This is a genomic window from Fastidiosibacter lacustris, from assembly GCF_003428155.1.
GTDB lineage: Bacteria > Pseudomonadota > Gammaproteobacteria > Francisellales > Francisellaceae > Caedibacter > Caedibacter lacustris.
Genome location: NZ_QLIR01000019.1, coordinates 1 through 23,705, shown reverse-complemented (window position 1 = coordinate 23,705; position 23,705 = coordinate 1). Strand labels below are relative to the sequence as shown.

Annotated in this window: 16 protein-coding genes and 1 pseudogene; 11 read left to right on the top strand and 6 right to left on the bottom strand. The window is 34.8% G+C overall.

The genetic code is table 11. The features are described 5' to 3' along the window. Positions 1–7: 7 nt before the first annotated feature. Together DNJ77_RS08325 and DNJ77_RS08320 are read left to right on the top strand one after the other, a co-directional pair. Positions 8–1,996 (top strand): hypothetical protein, encoded by a 1,989-nt coding sequence (locus tag DNJ77_RS08325; protein ID WP_116964533.1) that lies wholly within the window; start codon positions 8–10, stop codon positions 1,994–1,996. Positions 1,997–2,026: 30 nt separating this feature from the next. Further along, positions 2,027–7,759: an RHS repeat-associated core domain-containing protein gene (locus DNJ77_RS08320; RefSeq protein ID WP_116964532.1), complete on the top strand. Its 5,733-nt coding sequence runs from the start codon at positions 2,027–2,029 to the stop codon at positions 7,757–7,759. A gap of 72 nt (positions 7,760–7,831) precedes the next feature. Here the strand turns inward: DNJ77_RS08320 and DNJ77_RS08315 are convergent, their stop codons facing one another. Then, positions 7,832–8,857 carry a DUF475 domain-containing protein gene (locus tag DNJ77_RS08315; RefSeq protein WP_239986778.1) on the bottom strand — a complete coding sequence of 342 codons (1,026 nt, stop codon included), beginning with the start codon at positions 8,855–8,857 and terminating at the stop codon, positions 7,832–7,834. 5 nt (positions 8,858–8,862) lie between these two features. Then, complete coding sequence (locus tag DNJ77_RS08310) at positions 8,863–9,429, bottom strand: UbiX family flavin prenyltransferase (protein WP_116964530.1); 567 nt, start codon at positions 9,427–9,429, stop codon at positions 8,863–8,865. 78 nt (positions 9,430–9,507) lie between these two features. On the opposite strand from DNJ77_RS08310, the pseudogene DNJ77_RS08300 reads away from it, so the two are divergent. The 3 genes and pseudogenes from DNJ77_RS08300 (at position 9,508) to pheA (ending at position 11,535) form a co-directional block, all read left to right on the top strand. Next, positions 9,508–9,954: pseudogene (locus DNJ77_RS08300) on the top strand (DUF3301 domain-containing protein). Next, positions 9,947–10,657 (top strand): glutathione S-transferase family protein, encoded by a 711-nt coding sequence (locus tag DNJ77_RS08295; protein ID WP_192877951.1) that lies wholly within the window; start codon positions 9,947–9,949, stop codon positions 10,655–10,657. The pseudogene DNJ77_RS08300 and the gene DNJ77_RS08295 overlap by 8 nt, the downstream one beginning before the upstream one ends. Positions 10,658–10,689: 32 nt before the next feature. Next, on the top strand, positions 10,690–11,535 hold the full coding sequence (pheA, locus tag DNJ77_RS08290) for a prephenate dehydratase (RefSeq protein ID WP_116964526.1): 846 nt from the start codon (positions 10,690–10,692) through the stop codon (positions 11,533–11,535). Positions 11,536–11,617: 82 nt separating this feature from the next. On the opposite strand, the gene dnaX is transcribed toward pheA, so the two are convergent. Further along, positions 11,618–13,513, bottom strand: coding sequence for a DNA polymerase III subunit gamma/tau (dnaX, locus tag DNJ77_RS08285; protein ID WP_116964525.1), 1,896 nt, complete (start codon positions 13,511–13,513; stop codon positions 11,618–11,620). 162 nt (positions 13,514–13,675) lie between these two features. On the opposite strand from dnaX, the gene cgtA reads away from it, so the two are divergent. Both cgtA and DNJ77_RS08275 read left to right on the top strand, forming a co-directional pair. After that, entirely contained in the window at positions 13,676–14,692 is a 1,017-nt protein-coding gene (gene cgtA / locus DNJ77_RS08280; RefSeq protein ID WP_116964524.1) for an Obg family GTPase CgtA, read from the top strand. Positions 14,693–14,720: 28 nt separating this feature from the next. Beyond that, complete coding sequence (locus tag DNJ77_RS08275; protein WP_116964523.1) at positions 14,721–15,998, top strand: LysM peptidoglycan-binding domain-containing protein; 1,278 nt, start codon at positions 14,721–14,723, stop codon at positions 15,996–15,998. A 128-nt stretch (positions 15,999–16,126) separates the two neighbouring features. On the opposite strand, the gene DNJ77_RS08270 is transcribed toward DNJ77_RS08275, so the two are convergent. Continuing rightward, entirely contained in the window at positions 16,127–17,257 is a 1,131-nt protein-coding gene (locus DNJ77_RS08270; RefSeq protein ID WP_116964522.1) for a ribonuclease D, read from the bottom strand. A 239-nt stretch (positions 17,258–17,496) separates the two neighbouring features. On the opposite strand from DNJ77_RS08270, the gene uvrY reads away from it, so the two are divergent. Together uvrY and uvrC are read left to right on the top strand one after the other, a co-directional pair. Further along, positions 17,497–18,147 (top strand): UvrY/SirA/GacA family response regulator transcription factor, encoded by a 651-nt coding sequence (gene uvrY, locus DNJ77_RS08265; RefSeq protein ID WP_116964521.1) that lies wholly within the window; start codon positions 17,497–17,499, stop codon positions 18,145–18,147. A 40-nt stretch (positions 18,148–18,187) separates the two neighbouring features. Beyond that, positions 18,188–20,011, top strand: coding sequence for an excinuclease ABC subunit UvrC (gene uvrC / locus DNJ77_RS08260; protein WP_116964520.1), 1,824 nt, complete (start codon positions 18,188–18,190; stop codon positions 20,009–20,011). A 1-nt stretch (position 20,012) separates the two neighbouring features. Here uvrC and DNJ77_RS08255 read toward each other — a convergent pair whose 3' ends face one another. After that, positions 20,013–20,882, bottom strand: a complete 870-nt coding sequence (locus tag DNJ77_RS08255; protein WP_116964519.1) for a MurR/RpiR family transcriptional regulator — start codon at positions 20,880–20,882, stop codon at positions 20,013–20,015. Between the two features lie 166 nt (positions 20,883–21,048). Here DNJ77_RS08255 and DNJ77_RS08250 point away from each other — a divergent pair, with 166 nt between their 5' ends. Next, positions 21,049–22,116 (top strand): hypothetical protein, encoded by a 1,068-nt coding sequence (locus DNJ77_RS08250; protein ID WP_116964518.1) that lies wholly within the window; start codon positions 21,049–21,051, stop codon positions 22,114–22,116. Beyond that, positions 22,103–22,984, top strand: coding sequence for an FUSC family protein (locus DNJ77_RS08245; protein WP_116964517.1), 882 nt, complete (start codon positions 22,103–22,105; stop codon positions 22,982–22,984). Before DNJ77_RS08250 ends, DNJ77_RS08245 begins: the two co-directional genes overlap by 14 nt. A gap of 179 nt (positions 22,985–23,163) precedes the next feature. Here DNJ77_RS08245 and DNJ77_RS08240 read toward each other — a convergent pair whose 3' ends face one another. Then, positions 23,164–23,430: an oxidative damage protection protein gene (locus tag DNJ77_RS08240; RefSeq protein WP_116964516.1), complete on the bottom strand. Its 267-nt coding sequence runs from the start codon at positions 23,428–23,430 to the stop codon at positions 23,164–23,166. Between the last annotated feature and the right edge of the window lie 275 nt (positions 23,431–23,705).

The window sequence follows — 23,705 nt, the reverse complement described above, 5'->3', positions numbered from 1 at the left end:
AATAACGATGAGCAATATCAATAAAATATTATATTTAATCGGTTTATTAAGTAGTGCTACTTTTGTTTATGCAGGACAAGGCCATTTCTTAACCATTTATAACGATTCAGATCAAGATTATCAAATTTCTCAAGGGAAAAATGACTGTTGGTATCCAAAAGATCTAGCAAGTAATATGGTGAATAAAAAAAATAGCAAAACCTTTTATACTGAAGAAAGTGAAAATTTTTTTGGGGGCTGTACAAGTAGAAATAAATATTTTGATTTTAATATTAAAAGCACGGATGGCACGGTCAATAAAGCGTTCACATATAGAGTCAAACATGTTGATTCATCCCCTTATCGAAGTTTGCGTAACAATACGGATATATCGCAATATGTGATGATAGAAGGTTGTTCTGATCAATGTCGGTATTCAATCTATATTAATCAACAAGATGAGTTTCAGATTGCAAGTAATAACTCAAGCAATTTTTCAAAAAGCATGTCATATCCACAAGATTATCGGTATTCAATTACAGATAAAAGCGTAAACAAAACCCCAAAATTGACAATTAATAACGCGTCTGCTTATTCACTTAGTATTGTTTCTGTTTCCAGTGTGTGTCCACCAGTAAAAAATGCAGCAGAAGAAAAAAATAGGCTGCCTTGTATTAAATGGGTAAATTCACAAGACCCAGTTGGTAAAGTTATCAATCCTTATGATTCTTATACTTTTACTTTTGAGCCTAGTATTTTGAAGTCTTATCGTAATGGTTATCCTGAAAAAGAAGGATTGAGCTATGTAGGGGAAGGATTTTTCTATCCTAGCTTTAAAATTACTTTAAAAAATAATACAACACAGGGATTATGTACAATAGAAACTGTTGGTTATAGTGCAGAAGGGGAAAATAAGAAGCTTGCTCGTGGGTTAGATTTTAAGCCTTATAGTATGAATTGGAATACTTATTATTATTCGATTGTAGGGACAACAGCAACTATTGCTAATTCTGCATATTTATATATGTATTCAGGGATTAATGTGGCTGATATGCTTGATTTGAGTCAAGCACAAAACCAAAAAGCGGACATTAGTATTACAGCATGTGGTCCTGAAATACGTAATCAATTAACGATTGTTAATCGTTCAAATTTAACGTTACATTCGTTTCAAAGCCCAGAAAAAGATGCTTTTAAACCTATACCCCTTTTAGATAAAGGTATATTAAATCCAAGAACGTTCCAAGTTTTGACAGCATTGGACGACTACTTACCTAAACAGGTTAACTTACAGTTTTCAGTTGTGGAAAATGAAGCTCCTTATAAAGTTAAAGTTATGCAAGATGGTACAAGGGAAGATTGTGATATGACACCTAGCTCATGGATATGTGATTATACCAAAACATCATCGGGTGCTACGATTTTATTATCTCCTAATAAAGTGATGTTTAAGATTTGTTCTCCAACAGGTTATATTAAATTAGACAATGTTATGGCAGAATCAATTTTTCAAGACTTTGAACCTATAGCAAATCAACCTTGTGTGGAAGCGCTATCAGATGAATCCTACATTGATTTAAATGGAAAGAGTTTTGATTTCTATATTGGTGAGAAACAATATAAAGGGACTTTTGATACCGATGGTCATATTGCCATAACAGCTAGCATGGAGCATCAAGATGAGATTTTTACCGTTGTTAAGGGTACAGATAGTTTAAATACAACGATGTATGTTTATCCAAAAATTGATGAAATTATATTTTCGACATTTGGTAAAACAGAAGTTATACCATTAAATCCATGGGGTGCAAATAGTATTGGCATCTCTTCACAAGACAATAGGACACATAGGCAAGTTGTTGTAGTTTATGCAGTATTTGATAGTTATTTTAAAATAGGTCCTTATGCGTGTGAAGCAACAGAGACAGAGCAGTATAAAACTCCACGCAAAGTTCCTTGTATCCTTAATATAGAAAAAAATGAAAAATTGCAATTAGTTCCAAGTGTTAGATGGTGAGTTAAGATAAGCGGAAAGCTTTAGGAGTATATGATGTTAATTAAAAACTCATGTGTGATGTTGACGAATCTAGCGTATATCTTAGCTTTTGTAATAGAACCTAGCTATGGAAAGGTTTTAGTTACAGACTCAAGTGTGGAGGATAAAAATACAAAGAGCAATTTGACAACGCTCTTAGACAATAACAAGACGCTTAATTTACTGCAAAATTTCGCACAGGTGAATAATGGTAATAGCTTTCAGTCATTGGCTGGTAATGCTAATTTACCGGTGAGTTTGTCAATTAACCCTGCAACGTTAAAACTTAATTTTGCTAATCAAATTGTGCAAATAAGAAGTACGCCAATATCGCCATTGAGTTTTAATTTAACCATTAATAATAACAATGCCCTTAACCCTTTAAACCGCTTATTTGTAAGCAAAGATTTATCACTTAATATTCCTTATATACAAATTCAGCATGGAGTCAATGGCAAGCAATATTATAGGCTAAACCTGGATCAGAAAAATGAATCTTTTGAGGTAGAGGAAGTTCATGGAAAAAAAATAGGCAAATTATTTTACACTAAACTTCAAAGAAGTAAGATTGAATTTATAGATGAAGGAGAAGTTAAGATAACTGAAGAGGATGGAACAATCTACGTGTTTAAACGAGTAGAGACGTATGGCAGTTATTTATATCCTTTGGCGCTAATTTTAAATAATAAGGGGGACTATATTCAATTTGTATATGATCAAGATGGAATTAAAATTAAAAATAAGCGTGGCGACGTTATAGTAAATGTTTTAAAAATGCCATCCCAAACGGATATTATATATCTTGATCCGTTTGGTCGTGAGCAGACCTTTAGAATATATGAAGATCAAAATGGCAAGAATATTTATCTTCTCAATCCATTAGCACAAAAAGTAAGTTTAAGTTATCAAGATTTGAGCAATATCACTGAGATTATATTTCCAAATGGTGTAAAGTATCAATTTAACTACGATGGAATAAAGACTGTTAGCTATGTGATTGACGGTAAAACAACTCCAGTGCCATATAATAATGTTCATGTCAGTCAATTTACTAAACATCTGTCTAATCGTTATAGCAAAGATCAAACGTTTGATTATTATCATGATGCAGATGGACGAAATTTCGCAGGTAATAATATTTGGTGTTCTAAAGCTACGTTTGATCAAATTGAAAAAAATCCTTTGTTAGATTGGATGTTGGAGTGTGGGTTAGAGCATTTAGATGGGGTGTATGGCTATACAAACTGGATAACCAGTAAGACTCCCGTGTTTAATGGATTGGATAATGAACTTCGCACGATGAAAGTAAAACAGAGCTTTAATTATTTACATCAATCCGTTGGCATAAGTGTAGCACTTGAAATGAAAGATCAAACAAGCAAAGCTAAGGAAAAGTTAATCTGGAAGGAAATTGATTCGCAAAGTAATGAGTATAATCAAAGTGTCTATAGTAGTAAAACGCAGGCATTTTCTAATCTATCAGATAGCTATCAGTTTCCTGAAAAAGTTACTTATTCTGTATTCGACCTTTTAGGAAATGAAGAGGCTAAGCGTTTTATAGGAGTATATGCTTATTATAATAGTGAAACTAAGGAAGCAGGTAAATATAGAGGTGCTTTAAAGCATGCAGTAGATGCTTTTGGTAATGTTGTTGAGTTCCAGTATTATCCTGAATCTCAAGCTGAACAAGCCATGTTAAAGCAACAGAAAATGTACATGTATGACTCAACTAAAACGGCATTAGTTACAAATGACAATTTATCTTTACTCGAAACTCAAGTGAACGTTAATGGAACCTCATATGTGCTAAAAGCACCTTATGTAAACCGGATGACAAGTTTTTTTAATGGCAAAAAAATGAATTCTACAGAATACAAGGTAAACTCAATTCCTAGCAGCGCTTTATATGGTGCAGTCAATCAATCTACAGAGTTAATTAAAGGACAAAATGCCTATATAGATAACAGCATTAAGTTGTCTGAATATGGAAATGATGGCTATGAGTTATGGACAGAGCAAAGAGATTTACAAGCTGACAAAACTATAGGTTTAGTGCCGATTAAGCATGAAAGTGAGCATCAATTTTTCAATGCGTATGGTGGATTGGTTAGAGTAGTTAATCCAGTGTCTAAAGATGAAATTATCTATGAAGATTATGATGCTTTGGGAAGGGTAAAGAGAATAAGTTACCTACCTAATGGCAGAGCGAACTTAAAACAAACAATAATCTATACCTACAAAGTGTTAAGCGATAAAAATGAGGCAGGATATCTTCTTGAAATGAAGCTTATTACGCCAACAACAGGGTCTAAAGGTTATATCAATAAAACTTATTATGATAATGAAGGAAGGGTAACGCGTACGGAAGTGCAAAACCAGACTAGAGATGGATTTTATCCGGTAGAAGAAAAATATTATGAAGCTGGATTACTCATGTCAATTGTTAGTTATTATTATGATGAAATTGGCAATCAATCGCCTAATGTCAGACGCTTTTTTTACGATGAAAAAGGGAATGTTACGGCGGTTCAAAGAGAAGATGGAAAAACAATAGTCATGATCAATGATGACTACAGAAAAAGAAAATTAAGTTATACGCTTGAGCCAACAACTGAAGTGATTGAGGAAAAGTCTTTATGTTTTAATCCTCTTATTTCTCATATCAGTCATAATCCTTATGATACAAGCGGCATAAAATATACAAGCTGTACAGTTAAACCTGTAGAGATTTCTGAAACTGAAATTCAGAATATTTCGAGTGATAAAAATCATCCTTTATGGCAAGAGGGTGATCAATATCATTATGGCATCATTATGCAGCCTGATTTTCGGTATACGGACGAAACAGGTGGTCGTATGGCTTTGTATAGTAAAGATCAAGCAGTAAAAGAGCAGATTCAAGCTTTAGTAGCAGAGGCTAAGAAAGGCAGATGGCTTGATAGGTATGCCTTAACTACTTTAGCTGATTCGATAAAGAAAACCTGTAGTTCTCCCAATCAAAATTGTATGGCGATGTCGTTTATTAAAACGCAAATGAAGGAAGGAATTCCCATGCAAAGCGAAAATATGGTAGAGGGCTTAATGGAGACCTATGAGTATGATAAAGAACAAATTGGAGTATTGATTGGTAAGACAACAAGCTATAAAGTGGGAAAGGTTTGGCATAGATTAAGTGAGCTAAAGTATCAGTATGACGATTATGGCAATGTCATTAAAACAGAACTTATCGACAAAATAAACAACAAAGTGATCAAAGTAGGTACGCAAAGCTTTAGCAGTTTAGGGTATTTATTATCGTCAACGACATTATTAAATGATGATAAAGAAAATATTAAAATTAAATATGACGTTAATTCTGGTTTACCAATAGAATTTCAAGATGCAAAGGGGAATAAAGTTGTAACCATATATGATGAAATATGGATGAGTCCTAAGACTGCTCTTTTTTATAATACGTTGGGAGACAAGGAATTTGAAATAAATTGGACATATGATCAAAATGGGAATGTACATGTTTTAGAGAAAAAAGAAGCGTCAGGTAAGCTTGTGAGCAAAACAGAATATCATTATGACCCTGTTACCTTGAGCTTAACTCAGTTGGATATGCTGTATCCTGATGGTAGCCAAAGACGTTTAGATTTGCGCTATAATTCATATGGTACATTGGTAGAAAAAAGCTACCAGGCAGATGGAAAGGTTGTGTTAACACAAAAATCACAAAGCAACTATTTAGGGATGTTAGAAAAAGCAGAGTATCAAGGAGCTTCTCCCGTAAGTTTAGGTGTGAACTATAATCCTAATTTAACAGTAAACGAACTATGGCAAAATAATATCAAAGGACAAACTTATCGCTATGATGTGTTAGGGCGATTATCCAAAGTAGAGAATTATTTAAATGGAACGATGATGAGGGCGTATAATTATAGTTATAATAAATTAGGTCAGAAGTCAGAAAAGATTATACAAACCGAAGACAATGCAGAATCAAATTTGCGAGAAAGTATAGAAAGATATAGTTATACAGCATTAGGGCAGCTACAGTCATTTATTTGTAAAGGATTTGAATGTCCAATTACTCCTGATGGAAAGGTATTAAAGGAAGAATATTATCTTTACAATGACGCATTAAATCAGTTAAAACAAGTCCAGAGCGTGACAAAAGATGGTGCTATTTCTGTAATGCATTATTCTTATGATCATAAAGACCCAACTCAAGTTAGTAAAATTGAAACAAAAGATAACAGTATTGTTTTGAGTTATGATGAGAATGGAAATATTGTACAGATGGCGGAAAAGAATACTCCTAGCGAATTAGTAACTCATCAATTTACGTATGATGCTGCACAAAATTTAATTCGCTTAAATATGCAGGATAAAGAAATTGGGTACACCTATGATACCAATGATCGTCAAGTGATGGTGGAGTTAAAAGACAGTAAAACAGGGAAAAATAGCAGTCAAGTTAATTATTATTTAGATAGTTTGATAGAGCAAAAAGTTGAGTCTGATGCGCGTTATTATGTCGGTGGAGGAAGTATTTATCATGGCGAATATCAAGCACAAATTAATGATGGTTTTAATGTAACAGGTAATGTTGTTGCAAATAAGATAGAAGGTAACTATGTTTATACTCCCTATGGTTACATGAGTGACTTGAATCAGGCAGAAAAGTTTGCGCTCAGTGTACAAAAAAATAATCTCAGTTATCGTATGACAGCACAAGATCAAGCTACAGGATGGCAATTTTTAGGTGATGGTTATCGAGCGTATAATTCTGAGTTAAGGATATTTATGAAGCATGATGGTGCTTCACCCTTTGGTATCGGTGGAATTAATGGTTATAGCTATGCAAGTAATAATCCTGTAAATTTCTTTGATCCTACAGGACACGCAACAGAAGCGGATCAAAAACAAATCATGAGTGCTATGGACGTGTTTGCCAAAAACTATAAGGGTGGAATATTGATTGGGGTTGGTGCTTTTTTGTTAAGTCTTGTTGTAAGCTTTATTCCTGGGGTTGGACTGTACTTACCTGTGCTAATTGGTTTTGTAGCTGAAGTCATAACGAATGTTGTTTTAACAGGTGTTGTTTTTGGCTGGGGTGAAGTAGCAAATAATTGGCAGCAGTTTACGCTTGCTGGCTTAATAAATGTAGCAATGGGTTTGGGGTTCGTAGCATTGGGGGCTACCATTGTTAGATTCTATTATGTTGCAAGGTATGCACCAAAAGGTGCCCATACCCAGACATTTTTTAAAGCTGTTAGCAATAAACAGATTAAAAAAGATTGGATACAAAATCGAACCATAGAGGGGTATAGACTTGACAAAATCATTGGTAAAGGTGAAGAAGGTAGGGTATTTTTAGCGTTAAAAAATGAAGAAAAAGTTGCCATTAAATTTAAACATAAAAATAAGGGTGTAAAGTCTTTGCAGGAGGAAGCAGATAATTTTAATCGTTTCTACAGTAAAAGAGAGCCTGAATTAGCAACAGCAAAATATGTTAAACAAGATAAAGCGTTAATTATGCCTTATTTTGAAGGTCAAACGGTGAAGAAAAAATTGCAGTTACTTGAAGCTGGACAGGATAAATACAACCGGTTATTAAAAGATTATCAAGACTTCAAAAAAAATTACAACCAGGATCGGAGTTTTTATCTTCCTGATTTTCATCAGGGGAACGTTATTATTGATAATGAAGGGAAATTTAGAGTTATTGATTTCTCTCATTTGGTCAATCGTAAATGAAATTTCATCTCTAAATAGAAATGCCGTAAGGTTACTTACATGAATTTACCTGTTTTGATAAATGGACAATGGTTAAGTCAAGTTTAGCCCCCTACAATTGGCAATTTTCGAATGAATAAAAGCAATAATAATTAATCCAATCCCCACAGTACCTGTTAACCACTCAGGTACATGTGTATATATTTTTATAAACATAATAACTGCTAGAAAGCCGATTGCATAATGCGCGCCATGTTCGAGATAGCGGAATTTAGACAAAGTTTTATGCTCAACAAAGAAGAGGGTGAGTGAGCGAACATACATCGCCCCAATACCTAAACCGATCATAATAATAAAAATATTGGTTGAAATGGCAAACGCGCCAATAACGCCATCAAAGCTAAAAGAAGCATCTAAAACCTCTAGGTATAAAAATCCCATCAGCCCGTTTTGAGCAACTTTACCTGTCATGCTCCCACCAAATGCATAATTTAAAATACCCAGTGCTTCATGAACTATAAGCCCCATTAAAAAAGCAAGTGCTAATGTGCCACCTTGCCCAAGTGCAGCATTGTAAATCACAATATAGGCAATAATGAGTGCAAAAATAATATAACCACCAGGATAGTGACGAATCAGGCTAACAAAACGATTTTCTTCAAGCCAGCTGATCCAGTGCAATTCATGTTTTTCAGCAACAAAAAATTTCAGAAAAACCATGATCAAGAAGCCTCCACCAAAGGCACAAATGGTTGGAAAGCCAAGTTCAAGTGCATGTTGATAAGATTTTGGATCATTCGTTGCAAGTTTAAATACATCACTAAAAGACAGTGATGTTGTTATGCTAACCAGTAAAATCGGGAAGATTAAGCGCATACCAAAAACAGCAACTGGTAAACCAATCCATATGAAAGCTTTCTGCCATTTTTTTGGCATTTTAGCCAATACTTTTGCATTGACAACAGCATTATCAAAGCTTAACGAAATTTCTAATAAGGCTAAGATCAAAATAAGATAAAGTGCATATAATTTATGATTTGGCTCCAATAGAACCGCAGCAATAATACCAATGAGTGTGACAAAAAAAGCGCTATAAAAATATTTTAGGTGTTGGTACATGATCTTTATCCCTGCCATTGTTTCATTTCTGGAAGTTTAAGTCCAAAAACATCAAGTGTACGATATACAAAATCGCTAATAATGTCATCTAATGTTTGTGGGTGATTGTAAAAGGCAGGGACAGGTGGCATGATAATTGCACCTGCTAAAGTAGCTTTTTTCATATTTTCAATATGGATCAGATTAAACGGGGTTTCGCGTAAACAAAGGATGAGTTTTCTTCTTTCCTTTAAAACTACATCTGCTGCACGCGTTATTAATGAGTCACCCATTCCATTGGCAACTTCGGCTAAAATTTTAGTTGAAGCTGGAATAATAAGCATTCCATCTGTACGATAAGAGCCACTTGCAAGTGGTGCACCAATATCGGCATTCGAATAGACGTATGTTGCAAGTGACTTAATGTCTTGTGAACGGTAGCTTGTTTCATATTCCCGTGTCATCTCAGCGGGCTTTGAGACGATCAAATGCGTTTCAATATGATATGATTTTAAAACAGTAAGCATTTTGAAGGCGTATTCGATGCCTGTTGCACCTGAAATGGCAATTATAATTTTATTGTGTTGTAGCATGTTGAGCACAAAATACTTTTCATAAATAGGCTTCGGAGTATAATGTAAAAATTAAGATGATCAAAGATCAAAATCAATATGAGTATAACAATTGCCAGTGCAATCATTGTGTTAGTCGTTGTCGCTTTGCTATGGCGAACATCAATGAAAGCGCGTGAATTGGCGATCGTCACTGCAATTAAAATATGTAAGCAATGGGATGTGCAATTACTTGATGATACAGTTTGTTTAACCAAGACGAAACTATAACGCCAAAATAATATTGGCAGCATGTGTTTATTTCGAGAATATGCGTTTGAATATAGTTATGATGGTATTAATCGCTATAAAGGTCTCTTACAATTTAATGGTGGTCATTTTCTACAGGTTATTTCAGATGACCAAAAAATTTCACCCATAGAAATACAAAAGCACGATAGTACAGTTAAAGAAAAAACATATATCAATAATATTATTGATTTAAATGATTATAAAATTCACCAATATAAATCAACTAATAATCAAGATAAGGATCATTGTGATTGAGTTATATCAATTTCCTAAAATGTGTGGATTGCCTAATACTAGCCCCTTTTGTATGAAGCTAGAGAGCTATCTGATTGCACAGAAATACGATTACAAAAATCATTACAGCGTGGACATGCGTGGCTCACCAACAGGAAAAATGCCGTACATTAAAAAAGATGGTAAGATTTACGTTGATAGTAGTTTAATTATTGATATGCTTGAAGAAATAAGTCCCTATCCTATGCAAAAAAACTTAAGTATATTGGAAAAATCACAAACTTTGGCTTATAAACGTTTGTGTGAAGAGCATTTATATTGGATGCTTGTTTATAACCGTTGGATTGATAAAACGTCAGAGAATACATGGCAAAAAATACTCTCAAGCACGACACAAATGCCAAAGTTTTTGTTCAATATCATTTTCAAAGTTATGACCAAAAATGCAACTAAGCAACTTTATGAACAAGGCTTAGGTAGATTAAATGCACAACAGATTTATGAAAAAGCAGACCATGATCTGGAAGCCTTGGCAAATTTTCTTGCGGATAAAAACTATTTTTTTGTTGAGCATGCAACACTGCTGGACCATATAGTGTATGCGTTTGTTGCCAATATTTTTTATACACCGTGGCAGAGTGAATTAAAAGTAAAGTTAAATAAATATCCAAATTTAATTGCGCATAGTAAGCGAATGTTAGCGCAGTTTTTTAATATAAGGTAGACCGTAAAGTATTTAGGTAAAAGGGGAAATATTTGAGTTTGATCATATCTTTTCAAGGTGAAAAAGGTGCTTATTCCGAGCAAGCAATACATAAGCTTTATCAAAAAAAGCAAATACAAGATATTACAACCTTTCCTTGTATGTCATTTGCTGAAGCCTTAGAAGCAGTAGCTGAAAAAAAAGCTAATTTTGCTATGATTCCAGTTGAGAATTCAATTGCAGGGACAGTTCTTCCTGCTTACGACGAATTATTAAAATATAACCTTCGCATTCAGCACGAAGTGATTTTAAAGGTTGAACATTGTTTAATGAGTCACCCTGATGCTAAATTTGATGATATTATACTTGTGCGTTCACATCCTCAGGCATTGGCTCAGTGCCAGAACAATATTGCCAGGATGCAACTAAGTCCTAAAATCTTTGTCGATACTGCTGGAGCAGCCAAATATATTGCTGAAAAAGGTATTCTCGATCAAGCAGCCATTGCCAGTAAACTTGCCGCAAAAACTTATTCACTTAAAATTTTAAAGGAGCAATTTGAGGATGAACCATTTAATTACACTCGATTTTTCTTGTTAGGGCGTGACGGAGCAAATGAGTCATATCAACAAGGGATAGCATATAAATCCTCAATTATTTTTACAACACTACATAAACCCAATGCACTGGTTCAAGTGTTAACTTGTTTAGCTGAGCATGGTATTAATATGAGTAAAATTGAATCACGACCATCGCGCTCACGTGCCTGGGATTATAGTTTTTTTGTTGACTTTGAAGGACATGAAGAAGAGCGAAATCTACAAGCAGCATTACTTGCTATTTTGAAAAAGACATCTTTTTTAAAGAATTTAGGCTGTTATCAGTCTGTTCAATTATAGAGAAGAATATGAGCAGCATCCATTGTAGAAATATTTCTAACATGGATGCTGCGCGTCCTATGAATTCAAAATTGATAACCTCTTATGGTAAAGTTGTGAGCTTTATATTCTCTTTTAAGACCTCAAATCCAATTGACTCTAATTTTTGGATATCAGCGTTTTGCTTTAAACTTTGATAGATCTGGTCGATTCTTTTTTCTTTTTGTTGCTGATTGATTTGTGCAGGCGTATTGTGAGATGAAGTTTCAAAAGAGGTTACTTTGGCTAAATCTGCTATGTTTTCTTGATTTTGTTGTACGGAAAAATTATTAGTTTCTAACTCCTTGATTTTTTGTTGACTGGTAGAAATAGGGCGAGTTGTTTTATTTTGTATATTTAGATGGGTAAACTCAAGTATGATTTTATGACCTTGACGTTTTGATAATGCATCTTCAATTTTCTGAATTGAATTAGGTGTGATGAGCGCTTTGATAGAATCAGCAGCCTGTAGAGTATAAATATTATTGTCAATGCTAAAAAGACTACAATTCAGTACAACTTGTAATACCGTGCCTTTTAAACCTAAGCTTTGACTGATTTGATACCAGTCGATCTTTTCTAAGTGTTTTTCATACGCTGTCACTTGTGGAGAGGAGTGTTGGGAAAGTATATCTACCAAATTTATTTCTTTTATCTCTTGTAAAGGGGAAGGGGTGTCTGTAGGATAGTGAAGCGTTTTCTCTTGTGTTTGGGTTAAGTTGTCAATATGACTTGTTTCTTGCGGTATTGACGTTATGGGCGAATAAGACTCTTTTTTAGAGTGTGTTAGGGGTGCTTTTAGTTCATCTAATTCTTCATTTTTTTTCTGTACTTGTGATCTAGAATAAGCTGTATTTTCCTGGAAAGGGGTATTTAAATCTAAAGAAAAAGCACAAAGCCTAAGTAACGCCATACCTAAACCACATTGAGCAGTTGGAGCTAAATGAATATCTTCTTTAGCTTTAATGGAGAGCTGATAATAAAGTTGAAGTTGATCAAGTGAGTAGTTTTGGGTAATTGCTGTTAAAACTTCAGTTGTACAAGGTAAATTCTCTAAATTCAACATTTTAAAATTAGTCAAGCTTGCATAGTAAAAGCATTCCGAAATCGCATTTAACACGGACTCAGGGGATTTACCTGCTTGAATAATATCATTACTATACTCGATTAATGCTGTTGTATTTTCTTCTAAAATAAGCAAAAGTAAGGTGTCGAGCATTTGTGTATCAACAATACCCAGCATCGCTTTTACATCCGCTGTTACGATTTGACCTTTACTAAAAGCGATAGACTGATCGGTTAGGCTTAAGGCATCCCTCATGCTGCCATCGGCTGCATGCGCAATAACACTAAGCGCATCTGTTTCAAAAGGAATTTGTTCATAGCTTAAAATATCCTCAAGTTTACGTTTGATCTGAAGCTCGGTAATATGCTTTAAATTGAACTGTAAACAGCGCGATAGAATTGTAATGGGTAGTTTATGTGGATCTGTTGTGGCGAGTAAAAATTTAACATGTTCGGGTGGTTCTTCTAATGTTTTTAAAAGTGCATTAAAGCTGTGTTGAGATAACATATGTACCTCATCGATGAGGTATATTTTATATTTACCTTGGCTTGGCATATATTGAACGTTATCTAAGATATCTCTAGTATCTTCAACTTTAGTGCGTGAAGCAGCATCAATTTCAATTAAATCAACGAAACGACCTTGCTCGATTGCAATGCAATGATCACAGTTTCCACATGGCTTAGATGACACACCTTTAAGGCAATTGACAGACTTTGCTAATAAGCGTGCTAATGAGGTTTTTCCAACACCGCGTGTACCGGTAAAAAGGTAAGCATGATGCAAGCGGTTTTGATCTAAGCCATGAATAAGACTGTTTAAAACGTGCTCCTGCCCAACGACTTCAGAAAAGTTTTTAGGGCGATGCTTTCTTGCTAAAACTTGATATGACATATAGAATCACTGACTGCTTAAACTAGTAGTTTAGTATAACGTTTCATCGGCTTAATTTATATATCTGTTGTAAACCATTTCACAGTTTTTATACTGTACATTTTGCTGAAATTCTTAGATCATAGGTATGGTTGACATTCAAGATAAAATTTAAGGTTAAAAGTGAAATTTGTTGATGAAGCGGTCATTACAGTGCATGCTGGAAAGGGCGGTAATGGTTGTGTAAGTTTTCGTCGTGAAAAGTATGTACCTAAGGGTGGTCCTGATGGTGGTGATGGTGGTAACGGTGGTAGTGTCTTTATTAAAGCAGAGGAAAATGTTAATACTTTAATTGATTATCGCTATCAGCGTAATTACCAAGCTGAAAATGGTAAGCCAGGTGAAGGTAAAAAATGTGCGGGTAAAAAAGGAGAAGATCTGTACTTGATCGTTCCGGTTGGAACAGTTGCTTATGAGGCAACCACACACCAGAAGGTTGGTGAGGTTTTAAAACAAGGGGATGTGTTAAAACTTGCGCAAGGTGGGCGCCGCGGTATTGGCAATACGCATTTCAAAAGTAGTACCAATCAGGCCCCCAGACAATTTACCTATGGTGAAGAAGGGGAATCATTTGAAATAAAATTAGAGCTGAAATTACTAGCGGATGTCGGACTTTTAGGTTTACCTAATGCAGGTAAATCCACTTTAATTCGATCTGTTTCAGCCGCAACGCCTAAAGTCGCAGATTATCCTTTTACCACTATGTATCCTAATTTAGGCGTGGTTCGTGTTGGTCAATATGATAGCTTTGTTATTGCCGATATTCCAGGTGTAATTGAAGGTGCGTCAGAAGGTGCAGGTTTAGGGTTAAAGTTTTTAAAACATTTAACCCGTACAAAATATATTTTACATCTAGTAGATGTGTTACCGATTGATGGTTCTGACCCGATTGAAAACTTTGATAAGGTTGAAAATGAGCTTAAAAAATACAGTGAATCATTGTATAAAAAACCGCGTTGGTTGGTATTAAATAAAATTGATCAATTACCAATAAATGAAGTTGAAATAATATGCAATAAGATCCTAAGTGGAATAGGTTGGAATAAAGCACAACCTTATTTTTTTATTTCAGGTATGAGTGGTCAAAATACACAAAACATGTTGCAAAAAATTATGACAATGTTAAGTTCCAAGGATTAATGCAAGATCTTAAAAAGGAGTAGTTGTAGTGATTAAAAAAATAGGTGCAATGGGTGCTTCACTTATATTGTTATCAGGATGTGCTTCAATAAACCACTTTTTTAATGCTGAACAAGATCAAGCGCCTGTTACAAGTATCCCAATGCAACAGACTTATTATACGGTACAAACAGGTGATTCTTTGTACGATATTGCTAAGCGTTTTAATGTTACTGAACGAACCTTGATTTTATGGAATGGGTTAAAAGCACCTTTTGTTTTAACACCCGGTAAAACCATACGTGTTAGTCCTTTGCCTGGAGAAAAAATTTGGCGTGCAGATCAGTCCTATACTTATACATCCCAAACAAACGTTGTAACTCACAATAAAAGCTTACAACCACAGGTAACTCGCATTCAACAAAATGCAACAAAACAAGCAAACCTTCCTGCTGTAGATGCAAGTGCTGCACCTGTTACGTCAAGTGTAAAAACACAGGAAATGCAATCAAAAACCACTCATTTAAATCAGGTTAATGTTCATGATAAAGAGGTTGATATTCATGGTCTTACTCAATTTGATGGTAATACCCAAACTGAGTATGCTATCAAAAAAAGTACAACAGGGTATTACATTGTTCAATCGGGTGATTCGTTGTTAGAAATTGCTTTGGCAAATGACGTTAGCTTATCTGATTTACAAACTTGGAATGATATAAAAGAGTCCAGTTTGATTTATGTTGGACAGAAAATACGGGTTCGTGCACCAAATGAAATTAAAGAGCAGATAAGTGCTCCTCCTAAAATAGGTGAAATGCTAAATGTTATTCACCCAAAACCTGCTGCTCAATTGCCAGATATAACAACGTCGAAGCCTCTAGCTGTAGCGAATCCAAAATCTGAACCAATTAAAAAACCACAAATTACGTCAGATGCTCAAAACAATATACCAATGGGGAAAACAGATGCCGCTAATGTTTGGCAATGGCCATTAAAAATAAAAGGTACATTTGATAAAAATGGTATTAATCAGCAACAAGAAATCAATGTCCCACTTAATACAAAGGTCTATGCTGCTGCAAATGGTAATGTGCTTTATGCTGGAGTTGGCATGGGTGGTTATGGCAAGATGGTGATCATCAGTCATGAAGATGGTTATATTTCAGCTTACAACAATTTAAGTGATATCAATGTGCATGAGTCACAGGATGTTACGATGGGTGAAATGATTGGTGAGGTAGGTAAGTTTAATGGTCAAACGATACTTGGATTTGAAGTTCGTCAAAATGGACAGGTTCGAAAATTAGGTCAGTTTTACCAAATCTAACCAGAAAAATGTAAATAATTTATCCTCGACTATTCCTTGCCAAACTGCAAAGTAGGAATTAATTTGTAGTTAATTACCATAAAAGCTTTGCTGGATTTGATGAGAGTCTTACAAGTGCAGCCAAACTTTTAATTTAATGTCTTGTAGTCTGATTTCAGGCGAAGCTTATCTATTAGTTTACAAACAGGTTGAATAAATTTTTCATAGCGCCAACTTTGAGTAAGCTTTCCTCGTAAGTAAAGCGGGGCATGTAAATAATCGCACAAAAACTCTTTCAGTTCTTGCTTTGAGCAAATGAGTGCTAGCGATAACTGGTGGTCTTTAGCAAGTTGTTCAATATAAGCAAAGCACTGATTTAACAAGTCTTTAGCAACCATTGGATATGGATGTGATTTTAATTTAAAACTATGGCTAGCTACGTTGTTATTGATAAGCAAATCTATAATCTTTGCTCCCAAGTAGTGTAATTTTTTAGCTGAAAGTATTTTGCTATTGATCAGCATTTGCTCGTTTACAGGATTTAGTTTGGCAATTTTTAAAAGCTCATCATCACTTAGTATGTATCTTACAACCCAATTTCTATTTTGGGCATATTGCTCTCGCCAAATGGAAAGTGTAATGACGTTGTCGTAAGCTTTACCGTTTAAACGCATAAGCTGGTTTTTAAATTTAAAAGGTGCAGCATGTGCATTCGTAAAGTGGGAATTAACGATTACTTTCATTTCTTCATAGAAAGCGTCTAACCAACCTAAAGCTTGGAGTCTTTGTTGCAAAAGTTGATGAGTATGAATTAGATAAGCAATATCTTCTTTAGCATAATTTAGCTGTAGATCACTTAAAGGACGTGTACGCCAATCTGACGTTTTTTGTTGTTTGTCGAGTATGCCAATTCCAAGCTCATTTAATGTGTTGGCAAGAGAAAGTTGATGGCTATGACCTAAAAACGCCATTGCTGTTTGGGTATCAAATATATTATTGACCTGACAGTTTAAATAATGGTGTAGAATTTTAATATCGTTATTCGCTGCATGCATGATTTTACAAACTTCGTGAGTTTCTAAAACAGGAGTAAGCAAGTCAAGTGACATTTCAGTTGCTAAGGTATCGATAATATAGATATCGCTAGGTGTTGCAATTTGAATTAAGCACAGCTGAGGATAATAAGTATTACGCCAATAAAATTCAGTATCAAGTGCAATAAAAGGTTCATTTAACAACTGTTTTACTAGGCAGTTCAACTCATTATTGTTCGTGACCATGCAGTTAGTTATTATTTAAAAGTACACTCATATTACAATCACGGTAGTTAAATTCAAGCAAAATAAACTAAAATCTCTAAGCCAACTTCCCATTTTTACGCTATACTATGGTCAAATTCTCACAAATAAGTTCGAAATTTGCGCATGAGTTTATTTGAAATAAATGATCAATCGACGATATTTGATCAAGCCTCATGTGGTGATGTTGTGAGATAGATCAATATAATGGGAGTAAAGACGTGATAAGGGTGCTTTTAGTTGACGACCATGATTTAGTGAGATTAGGAATAAAAAAATTACTGAGTGATGTAAGTAATATTGAAATCGTTGGAGAAGCCGCAAGTGGTGAGGAAGCAATTTCTCTAACTGCAAAATTGCTACCTGATGTGATTTTAATGGATGTTAAAATGCCAGGCATCGGGGGTTTGGAAGCTACCAAGCGTATTGCAAAAGCTTATCCTCAGATTAAAATATTGGTGGTAACTGTTTATGGTGATGAGCCTTACCCTACAAAAGTGCTACAAGCAGGTGCTTCTGGTTATATGACTAAAGGAGTGAGTGTCGATGAAATGATTCAGGCAATTAGAACTGTTTATGCTGGTCGCAGGTACCTTTCTCCAGAGGTGGCACAACAGCTTGCGTTAAAACATTTAACACATGATGACGAAACTCCATTTGATTCGCTATCTGAGCGTGAAATGCAGGTATTGATAATGATTACCAGTGGTCAGAAAGTAAATGAAGTGGCTGATCAGCTATGTTTAAGCCCCAAAACAGTGAATAGCTATCGCTACCGCTTATTTGAAAAACTTGGTATTGATAGTGACGTTGAGTTAACACATCTTGCAATTCGACACAAGTTAATTGATGTCGAGAATAAAAACAACTGATATGCTGGATTTTCTTTCATAATTTTTTTTGTGATTTGTAATGTTTAAAACCCAACAAGATTTTGATCTATCTTCTTTTTTAAAAAATCTAACTCCTTATCCTGGCGTTTATCGTATGTATGATGGTGAAGGCAACTTACTATATGTTGGCAAAGCTAAAAACCTTCATAAGCGAGTCAATAGCTATTTTAATCGTGGAGCTAAGGATTTAAAAACACAAACCTTAGCTGCACAAGTTAACTTTATTGATATTACCGTTACACCGAGCGATTACGAAGCTTTCTTGTTAGAAAGCGCTTTAATTAAGAAGCATAAGCCAAAGTATAATATTTTATTTAAAGACGATAAGAGTTACCCATACTTGTATTTAAGTGATCATGTTTTTCCACGGTTATCAGGATTTCGCGGTAAACCACGTAAAAATGGTCAATACTTTGGCCCTTATGTATCGTTGGTATCCATGAAAGAAACACTTACTTTGTTGCAAAAGTTATTTGTGGTGCGTCAGTGTGAAGATAGTTACTTTAACAATCGTTCACGACCATGCTTACAATATCAAATTAAACGTTGTAGTGCGCCCTGTGTCGGTAAAATTAGTGAAGAAGCTTATCAATTACAGGTTGATTTATTAGCAAGGTTTGTCAGTGGTAAGCTCAGTGGGATTTTGCAGGAAGTTTCAACTAAAATGCACCAAGCGTCTGAAAATGAATATTTTGAAGAAGCAGCTAGGTTAAGAGATCAACTCATATTACTAACCAAATTACAGCAACAACAGTTTGTAGATAAAATAAATGATCGCAGTTTTCATGTTATTGGTTTGTTAGGCTTGGAAACAAAAGCATGTATTACTGTGTTACAAGTCACACAAGGTAAGGTTACGGACGATAAATCTTGGATTGTTAACGTAAATAACAATACGGAATCAGAGTTATTAGAGGCATTCTTAGCACATTATTATTTGGATGAACATCGGACAATATGGCCTAAAGAGATAATTTTACCCAAAGGTCATAAAGTGGCAAATAGTTTATTACAGAGTGTTGAGCAACGTGCGGATAGCAAGATAAGGTGGCTTATTGATGCTGGAGCAGATAATGCGAAATGGCAAAAATTAGCGATGATTAATGCAAAACAAAAACTACAAATCAATTTGCAATCTATGTCACAATTTACAACACGTTTTTTGGCACTTGCAAAATGGCTTAATAAAGACAATATTCATCGTATCGAGTGCTTTGATATCAGTCATTATCAAGGTGAAGCGACAGTTGCTTCATGTGTAGTATTTGATAGAGGTGGTTCTATGAAGTCAGCGTATCGGCGTTATAATATTCAAAACATAACCCCAGGGGATGATTATGCAGCTATTGCGCAAGTATTGGAGAGAAGGATCGAGTCAGGGATAGAAGCACAAAACTTACCTGACGTTATAGTTATTGATGGTGGCAAAGGACAGTTAAAAAAAGCACAACAAGTGTTACATGCTTACAAACAAGAACACAACATTCAACTTATTAGCTTAGGGAAGGGTGTTGAAAGAATAAGTGGTAAAGAAGATATTTTTCTTGGTTTTGATGATCAGCCCCACCATTTACCGGAGCATGATTTATCATTTTTATTACTCAGACAAATTCGTGACGCTGCTCATGATTTTGCGATAAAAGGGCAAAGAAAAAAAATAGCGAAGAGACAAAATGAATCGGTGTTAGAATCTATTCCTGGTGTTGGTAGGAAGCGCTGTCAAGCTTTGCTTCGTCATTTTGGTGGTTGGCAGGAGCTTGTGCGAGCATCCGTTGAAGAAATTGCCAAAGTCAAAGGCATTAGTCATAAACTTGCCGATGAAATCTGGCATGCATTTAGATAAGTCAGATAATGCTGTGCTGTTGTTTTAAATTTGTTAATGCAGTTTTGGTTTTTTTTAAACGCTGTTCAGCTTGCTTTGCATTTAAACGAGCATAGTTATAAACCAAAAAATCAATAATGATGAGCTGTTTTAAGCGATTTGACATTGGTACAAAAAGCCCAGTATCTACTTGTTTTTTAATGTTTAAGCGAACACTTGCAGTTTGATCAACAGGGGAGCCAGGATCAGTAATAGTGATCACTTTGGCCCCATTGCTGCGAGCTAATTTACATAAGCTAATTAAGGCTTCGGATTTACCACTATTGGAAATTGCAATAATTGCATCTCCCGGCTCTAAAGAACCAACAGCCATGGCAGACATGTGCATGTCAGGATAATAGCCGACTTTTGGCATCATACGAAAAAGTTTATGAAAACTATCAAAAGCTGTGCAATTGGATGCACCAAAGCCACAAACGATAACTTTGTTTGACTCAAGTAAAATTTGAGTGGCAACCTCAAGTTCTGTGGTGTCAATTTCTCTATCTATAGTGGCTAAAGCAGCACGTGCAAACTGTGCAACTTTGTCTTTTACCACAGCAGTCGAGTCGTTTAATTTAATATCAATTGATTCATTGATTCTTCCCAGAGCAAGTTCTTCTGCAAAGCGAATTTTAAACTCTTGATACCCTTTACAGCCAACAGCACGACAAAACCGAACAATCGTCGGTTCGCTTACCCCAATTTTGTGTGCAATGGTTGTAATGTTAAGGGCAGTTGCATCCCCTGAATTATCCATGATCCAGTTTGCAACTTTTTGCTCTGATTTCCGTAATTTAAATTCGCCGTTTTGAAGTTTTTCTAAAATGGTGTCGCCATGTCTCACTATCATTCCCCTAACTCTTCATTATTAGTCCACTTATTTTAAGTGCCATATTTATTATGCTTTTAGCATTTGATTACTATAAAATAAGCCCATTAAGCTTTATTTATAGCAATAAGTTAACTGACTGTATTATAACAGGGCATGTAAATAATAAACATAGATTACAGTAAAAATGATTGAGCGTTTTATATATAATTTATCTAAAAATGATCCAGGTGCGCATATTTTGGCAATGGTGATCAAAGTAGCCTGTATAATGATTTCTTATTTTCTATTTGCATGGAGCTGTGGTTATACCTACGAGGTGATGGTGTGGAGTTTTTACTTTTTGGCATTTGCGGCAATGGCTTGTGCTGTGGGCGATATTAAGTCAAGACGCCAGATATTTCTTTACTTTGCTATTGGGTTTGCTGTTTGCTTGAGTCTATCAGAGTCCTTGTATCCATATAAAATATTGAGTTTTTTAATCGTGATTATTTCAGCCTATTTTGCTTTTTGGCTTAGAAAGTTTGGTGGGCGCTTTAAGTTATTTCCTGGATATTTAGTCATTGTATTAGCGATTTCTTCTATGCAATTGCCTGTATTGCCTAATCAATTGATTGAACTTTATATAAGCTTAGTTGTAGTTAGTATCGCTTTTGTTATATTAATATTGTGGCTAAGACCGTGGGATACTCCAAAGCAGTTATCTCGAGTATTACAAATACATGCAATAATGTTACAAAAGGAAGCACGTTTTTGGTTAGAAGAAATTACGCGTACCAATAAATACCAGCTAGATTTTAAAAATGGTCAAAAAGAACTAAATATGGCACTAGATACGTTACATGAACGTGGAGCTACCTGGATTATTTCACCAATACGCAAGATTGCATGGCATAGATGTTATGGTCGCTATCAAAATATAATACGTACAATTTTTCGCATTTTATTTTTTTATCAATCTTTGCTTATTAAAAATTCTCCAGCTGTCAAAGTACTTGTTAAACAAAGTGCGCTACAAGAAATTATTTTTATGGCAACCAAAGCACCACTATGGCCGTTTATGTTTAAGAAAGAACAAGACTTTGAGCTGCAAATATCACAGTTAAAGTCACTGACTGAAGGCTTTAAAAGTGAAGTACTTTCTCATCCACCAATCAAAGGTTGTCATGTTGTGTTATTTGAATTGCTCCTCTTATTGGAATCACTGCAGTATATCATCATTGAGCTAAAAGGAGCGGTTGATGAGTTGGCGTAGACATATCAATCAACTTCCTCAATATAAATTATTAGCAATTCGAGTTTTAATTGCTTGTATTATTGCAATTATTGTAACTGAAATGATTGGTTTGCAGCGTAATTATTGGAGTGTATTAGCCATTATTTCAATTAGTATTAGTGTCCATGCTAGAGAAATATTATTTAGATCTAAATCGATTGTAATTCATACCGTTTTAGGCTGTTTTGTAGGAACTCTGGCTTATTATTACCTGAGTTTAGAGTTACCATTTTATGTGCTGATTTGTGTTATTTTGGCTCTATCGCTCTTTACGCTTTATTTTAGTGTAGTCCATTATTCAGTTGGCGTGTTTTTTAGTAGTGTGTTTATCGTGATGTTTGTAGGAGCATTATCTTATTGGGATCTATCACTTTTTAGGGCGCGTATATTTGATATTGCAATTGGCGCAGTTGCCATCTTAGCTGTGAGTTTAATAATAAAACCCAATAATTTAAAACATAAATTATCAACAAAAGCATATCAGATTTACTTGGCACATAAGCAAATTATAGAAATTTTAGTCGCTGTAAATCTTGAAGATGAAATAACAAAAGAAACGTTGGATAAAAAAACAATAAAATTATTAGTTGATGACTTGATTATGCAAGAAAAAAAATTAGTTGAGCATTTTATCAATACAAAGATTGAACTAAGTGATGAACAAATAAAGTTGATGAAGTTACTTTTTTCCACTATGCAAGAACTTGTAGTCATTTATCAGTCTTGTTTAAGCTTAGGTACTTCAGAGAATGATGTTAAACTTAGACGGTTTTGTCAGCAAAAACTACAAGCGTTTTTCTTATTACTACAAGAAGAATATTTGGCGTTTGAGAAAAGCATGGAGTGACATGCTCCCACCACTAAACCGCAAGCGGTTATAGTTGGGGGCTTCTTGCGACCCATTAAACGACGTAAAAGAGAATTTAAAAAGTAACACAACCCATGCGACGCACAATTAGAGGAAATATTTACAATAAATATCAGTATAATAGGCAAGTGGTGCCCTTAAAAATAAAAATAGGACAATTACTCAGGTTCTGAAAATGCAGCAGGTTTCTCAGCGCTACCATCAAATAGGAATTTTTCCATTTCAGTGATTAGGAATTTTTTGGCTTCTGGTTCTAGTAAATTTAAACGATATTCATTGATCAAAATGGTTTGGTGATCCAACCATTTTGCCCATGCTTCTTGTGAAATATATTGCAGAATCTTTTGTCCTAGCTCACCAGGCAAAGGGGCATAAAGCATCGCGGTGCCTTGTTGTTGTAGTTTAGTACAAAAAATAGTAGTCATATGCGGGATCCTTAGGTAGTGATTTTATGATATTTTACTGAATTTTTTTAAGTAGCAAAAGCAAAGTTTAGGGTTACACCTACGATGGGTGAGTGTATCTAAAGCAATATTATTTTAAATTGGAAAAGTAACAGAATAATAGAGTTCTTTCCAAACCGTATTTAATCTAGCAAAATAGCTATTTAAAAATTAAAGGTGGATATGATCAATGAGATGGGAAACGATAAACAAGTTAGCAGCAGATGAGTTTCGTCGTTTAACAGGTGTAAAAAAGC

Bases quoted from the DNA above. Each gene is read 5' to 3' on its own strand.
- DNJ77_RS08325 (WP_116964533.1), top strand. From the start codon at position 8: ATGAGCAATATCAATAAAATATTATATTTAATCGGTTTATTAAGTAGT.
- DNJ77_RS08320 (WP_116964532.1), top strand. From the start codon at position 2,027: ATGATGTTAATTAAAAACTCATGTGTGATGTTGACGAATCTAGCGTAT.
- DNJ77_RS08315 (WP_239986778.1), bottom strand. From the start codon at position 8,857: ATGTACCAACACCTAAAATATTTTTATAGCGCTTTTTTTGTCACACTC.
- DNJ77_RS08310 (WP_116964530.1), bottom strand. From the start codon at position 9,429: ATGCTACAACACAATAAAATTATAATTGCCATTTCAGGTGCAACAGGC.
- dnaX (WP_116964525.1), bottom strand. From the start codon at position 13,513: ATGTCATATCAAGTTTTAGCAAGAAAGCATCGCCCTAAAAACTTTTCT.
- DNJ77_RS08270 (WP_116964522.1), bottom strand. From the start codon at position 17,257: ATGGTCACGAACAATAATGAGTTGAACTGCCTAGTAAAACAGTTGTTA.
- uvrC (WP_116964520.1), top strand. From the start codon at position 18,188: ATGTTTAAAACCCAACAAGATTTTGATCTATCTTCTTTTTTAAAAAAT.
- DNJ77_RS08255 (WP_116964519.1), bottom strand. From the start codon at position 20,882: ATGATAGTGAGACATGGCGACACCATTTTAGAAAAACTTCAAAACGGC.
- DNJ77_RS08250 (WP_116964518.1), top strand. From the start codon at position 21,049: ATGATTGAGCGTTTTATATATAATTTATCTAAAAATGATCCAGGTGCG.
- DNJ77_RS08245 (WP_116964517.1), top strand. From the start codon at position 22,103: ATGAGTTGGCGTAGACATATCAATCAACTTCCTCAATATAAATTATTA.
- DNJ77_RS08240 (WP_116964516.1), bottom strand. From the start codon at position 23,430: ATGACTACTATTTTTTGTACTAAACTACAACAACAAGGCACCGCGATG.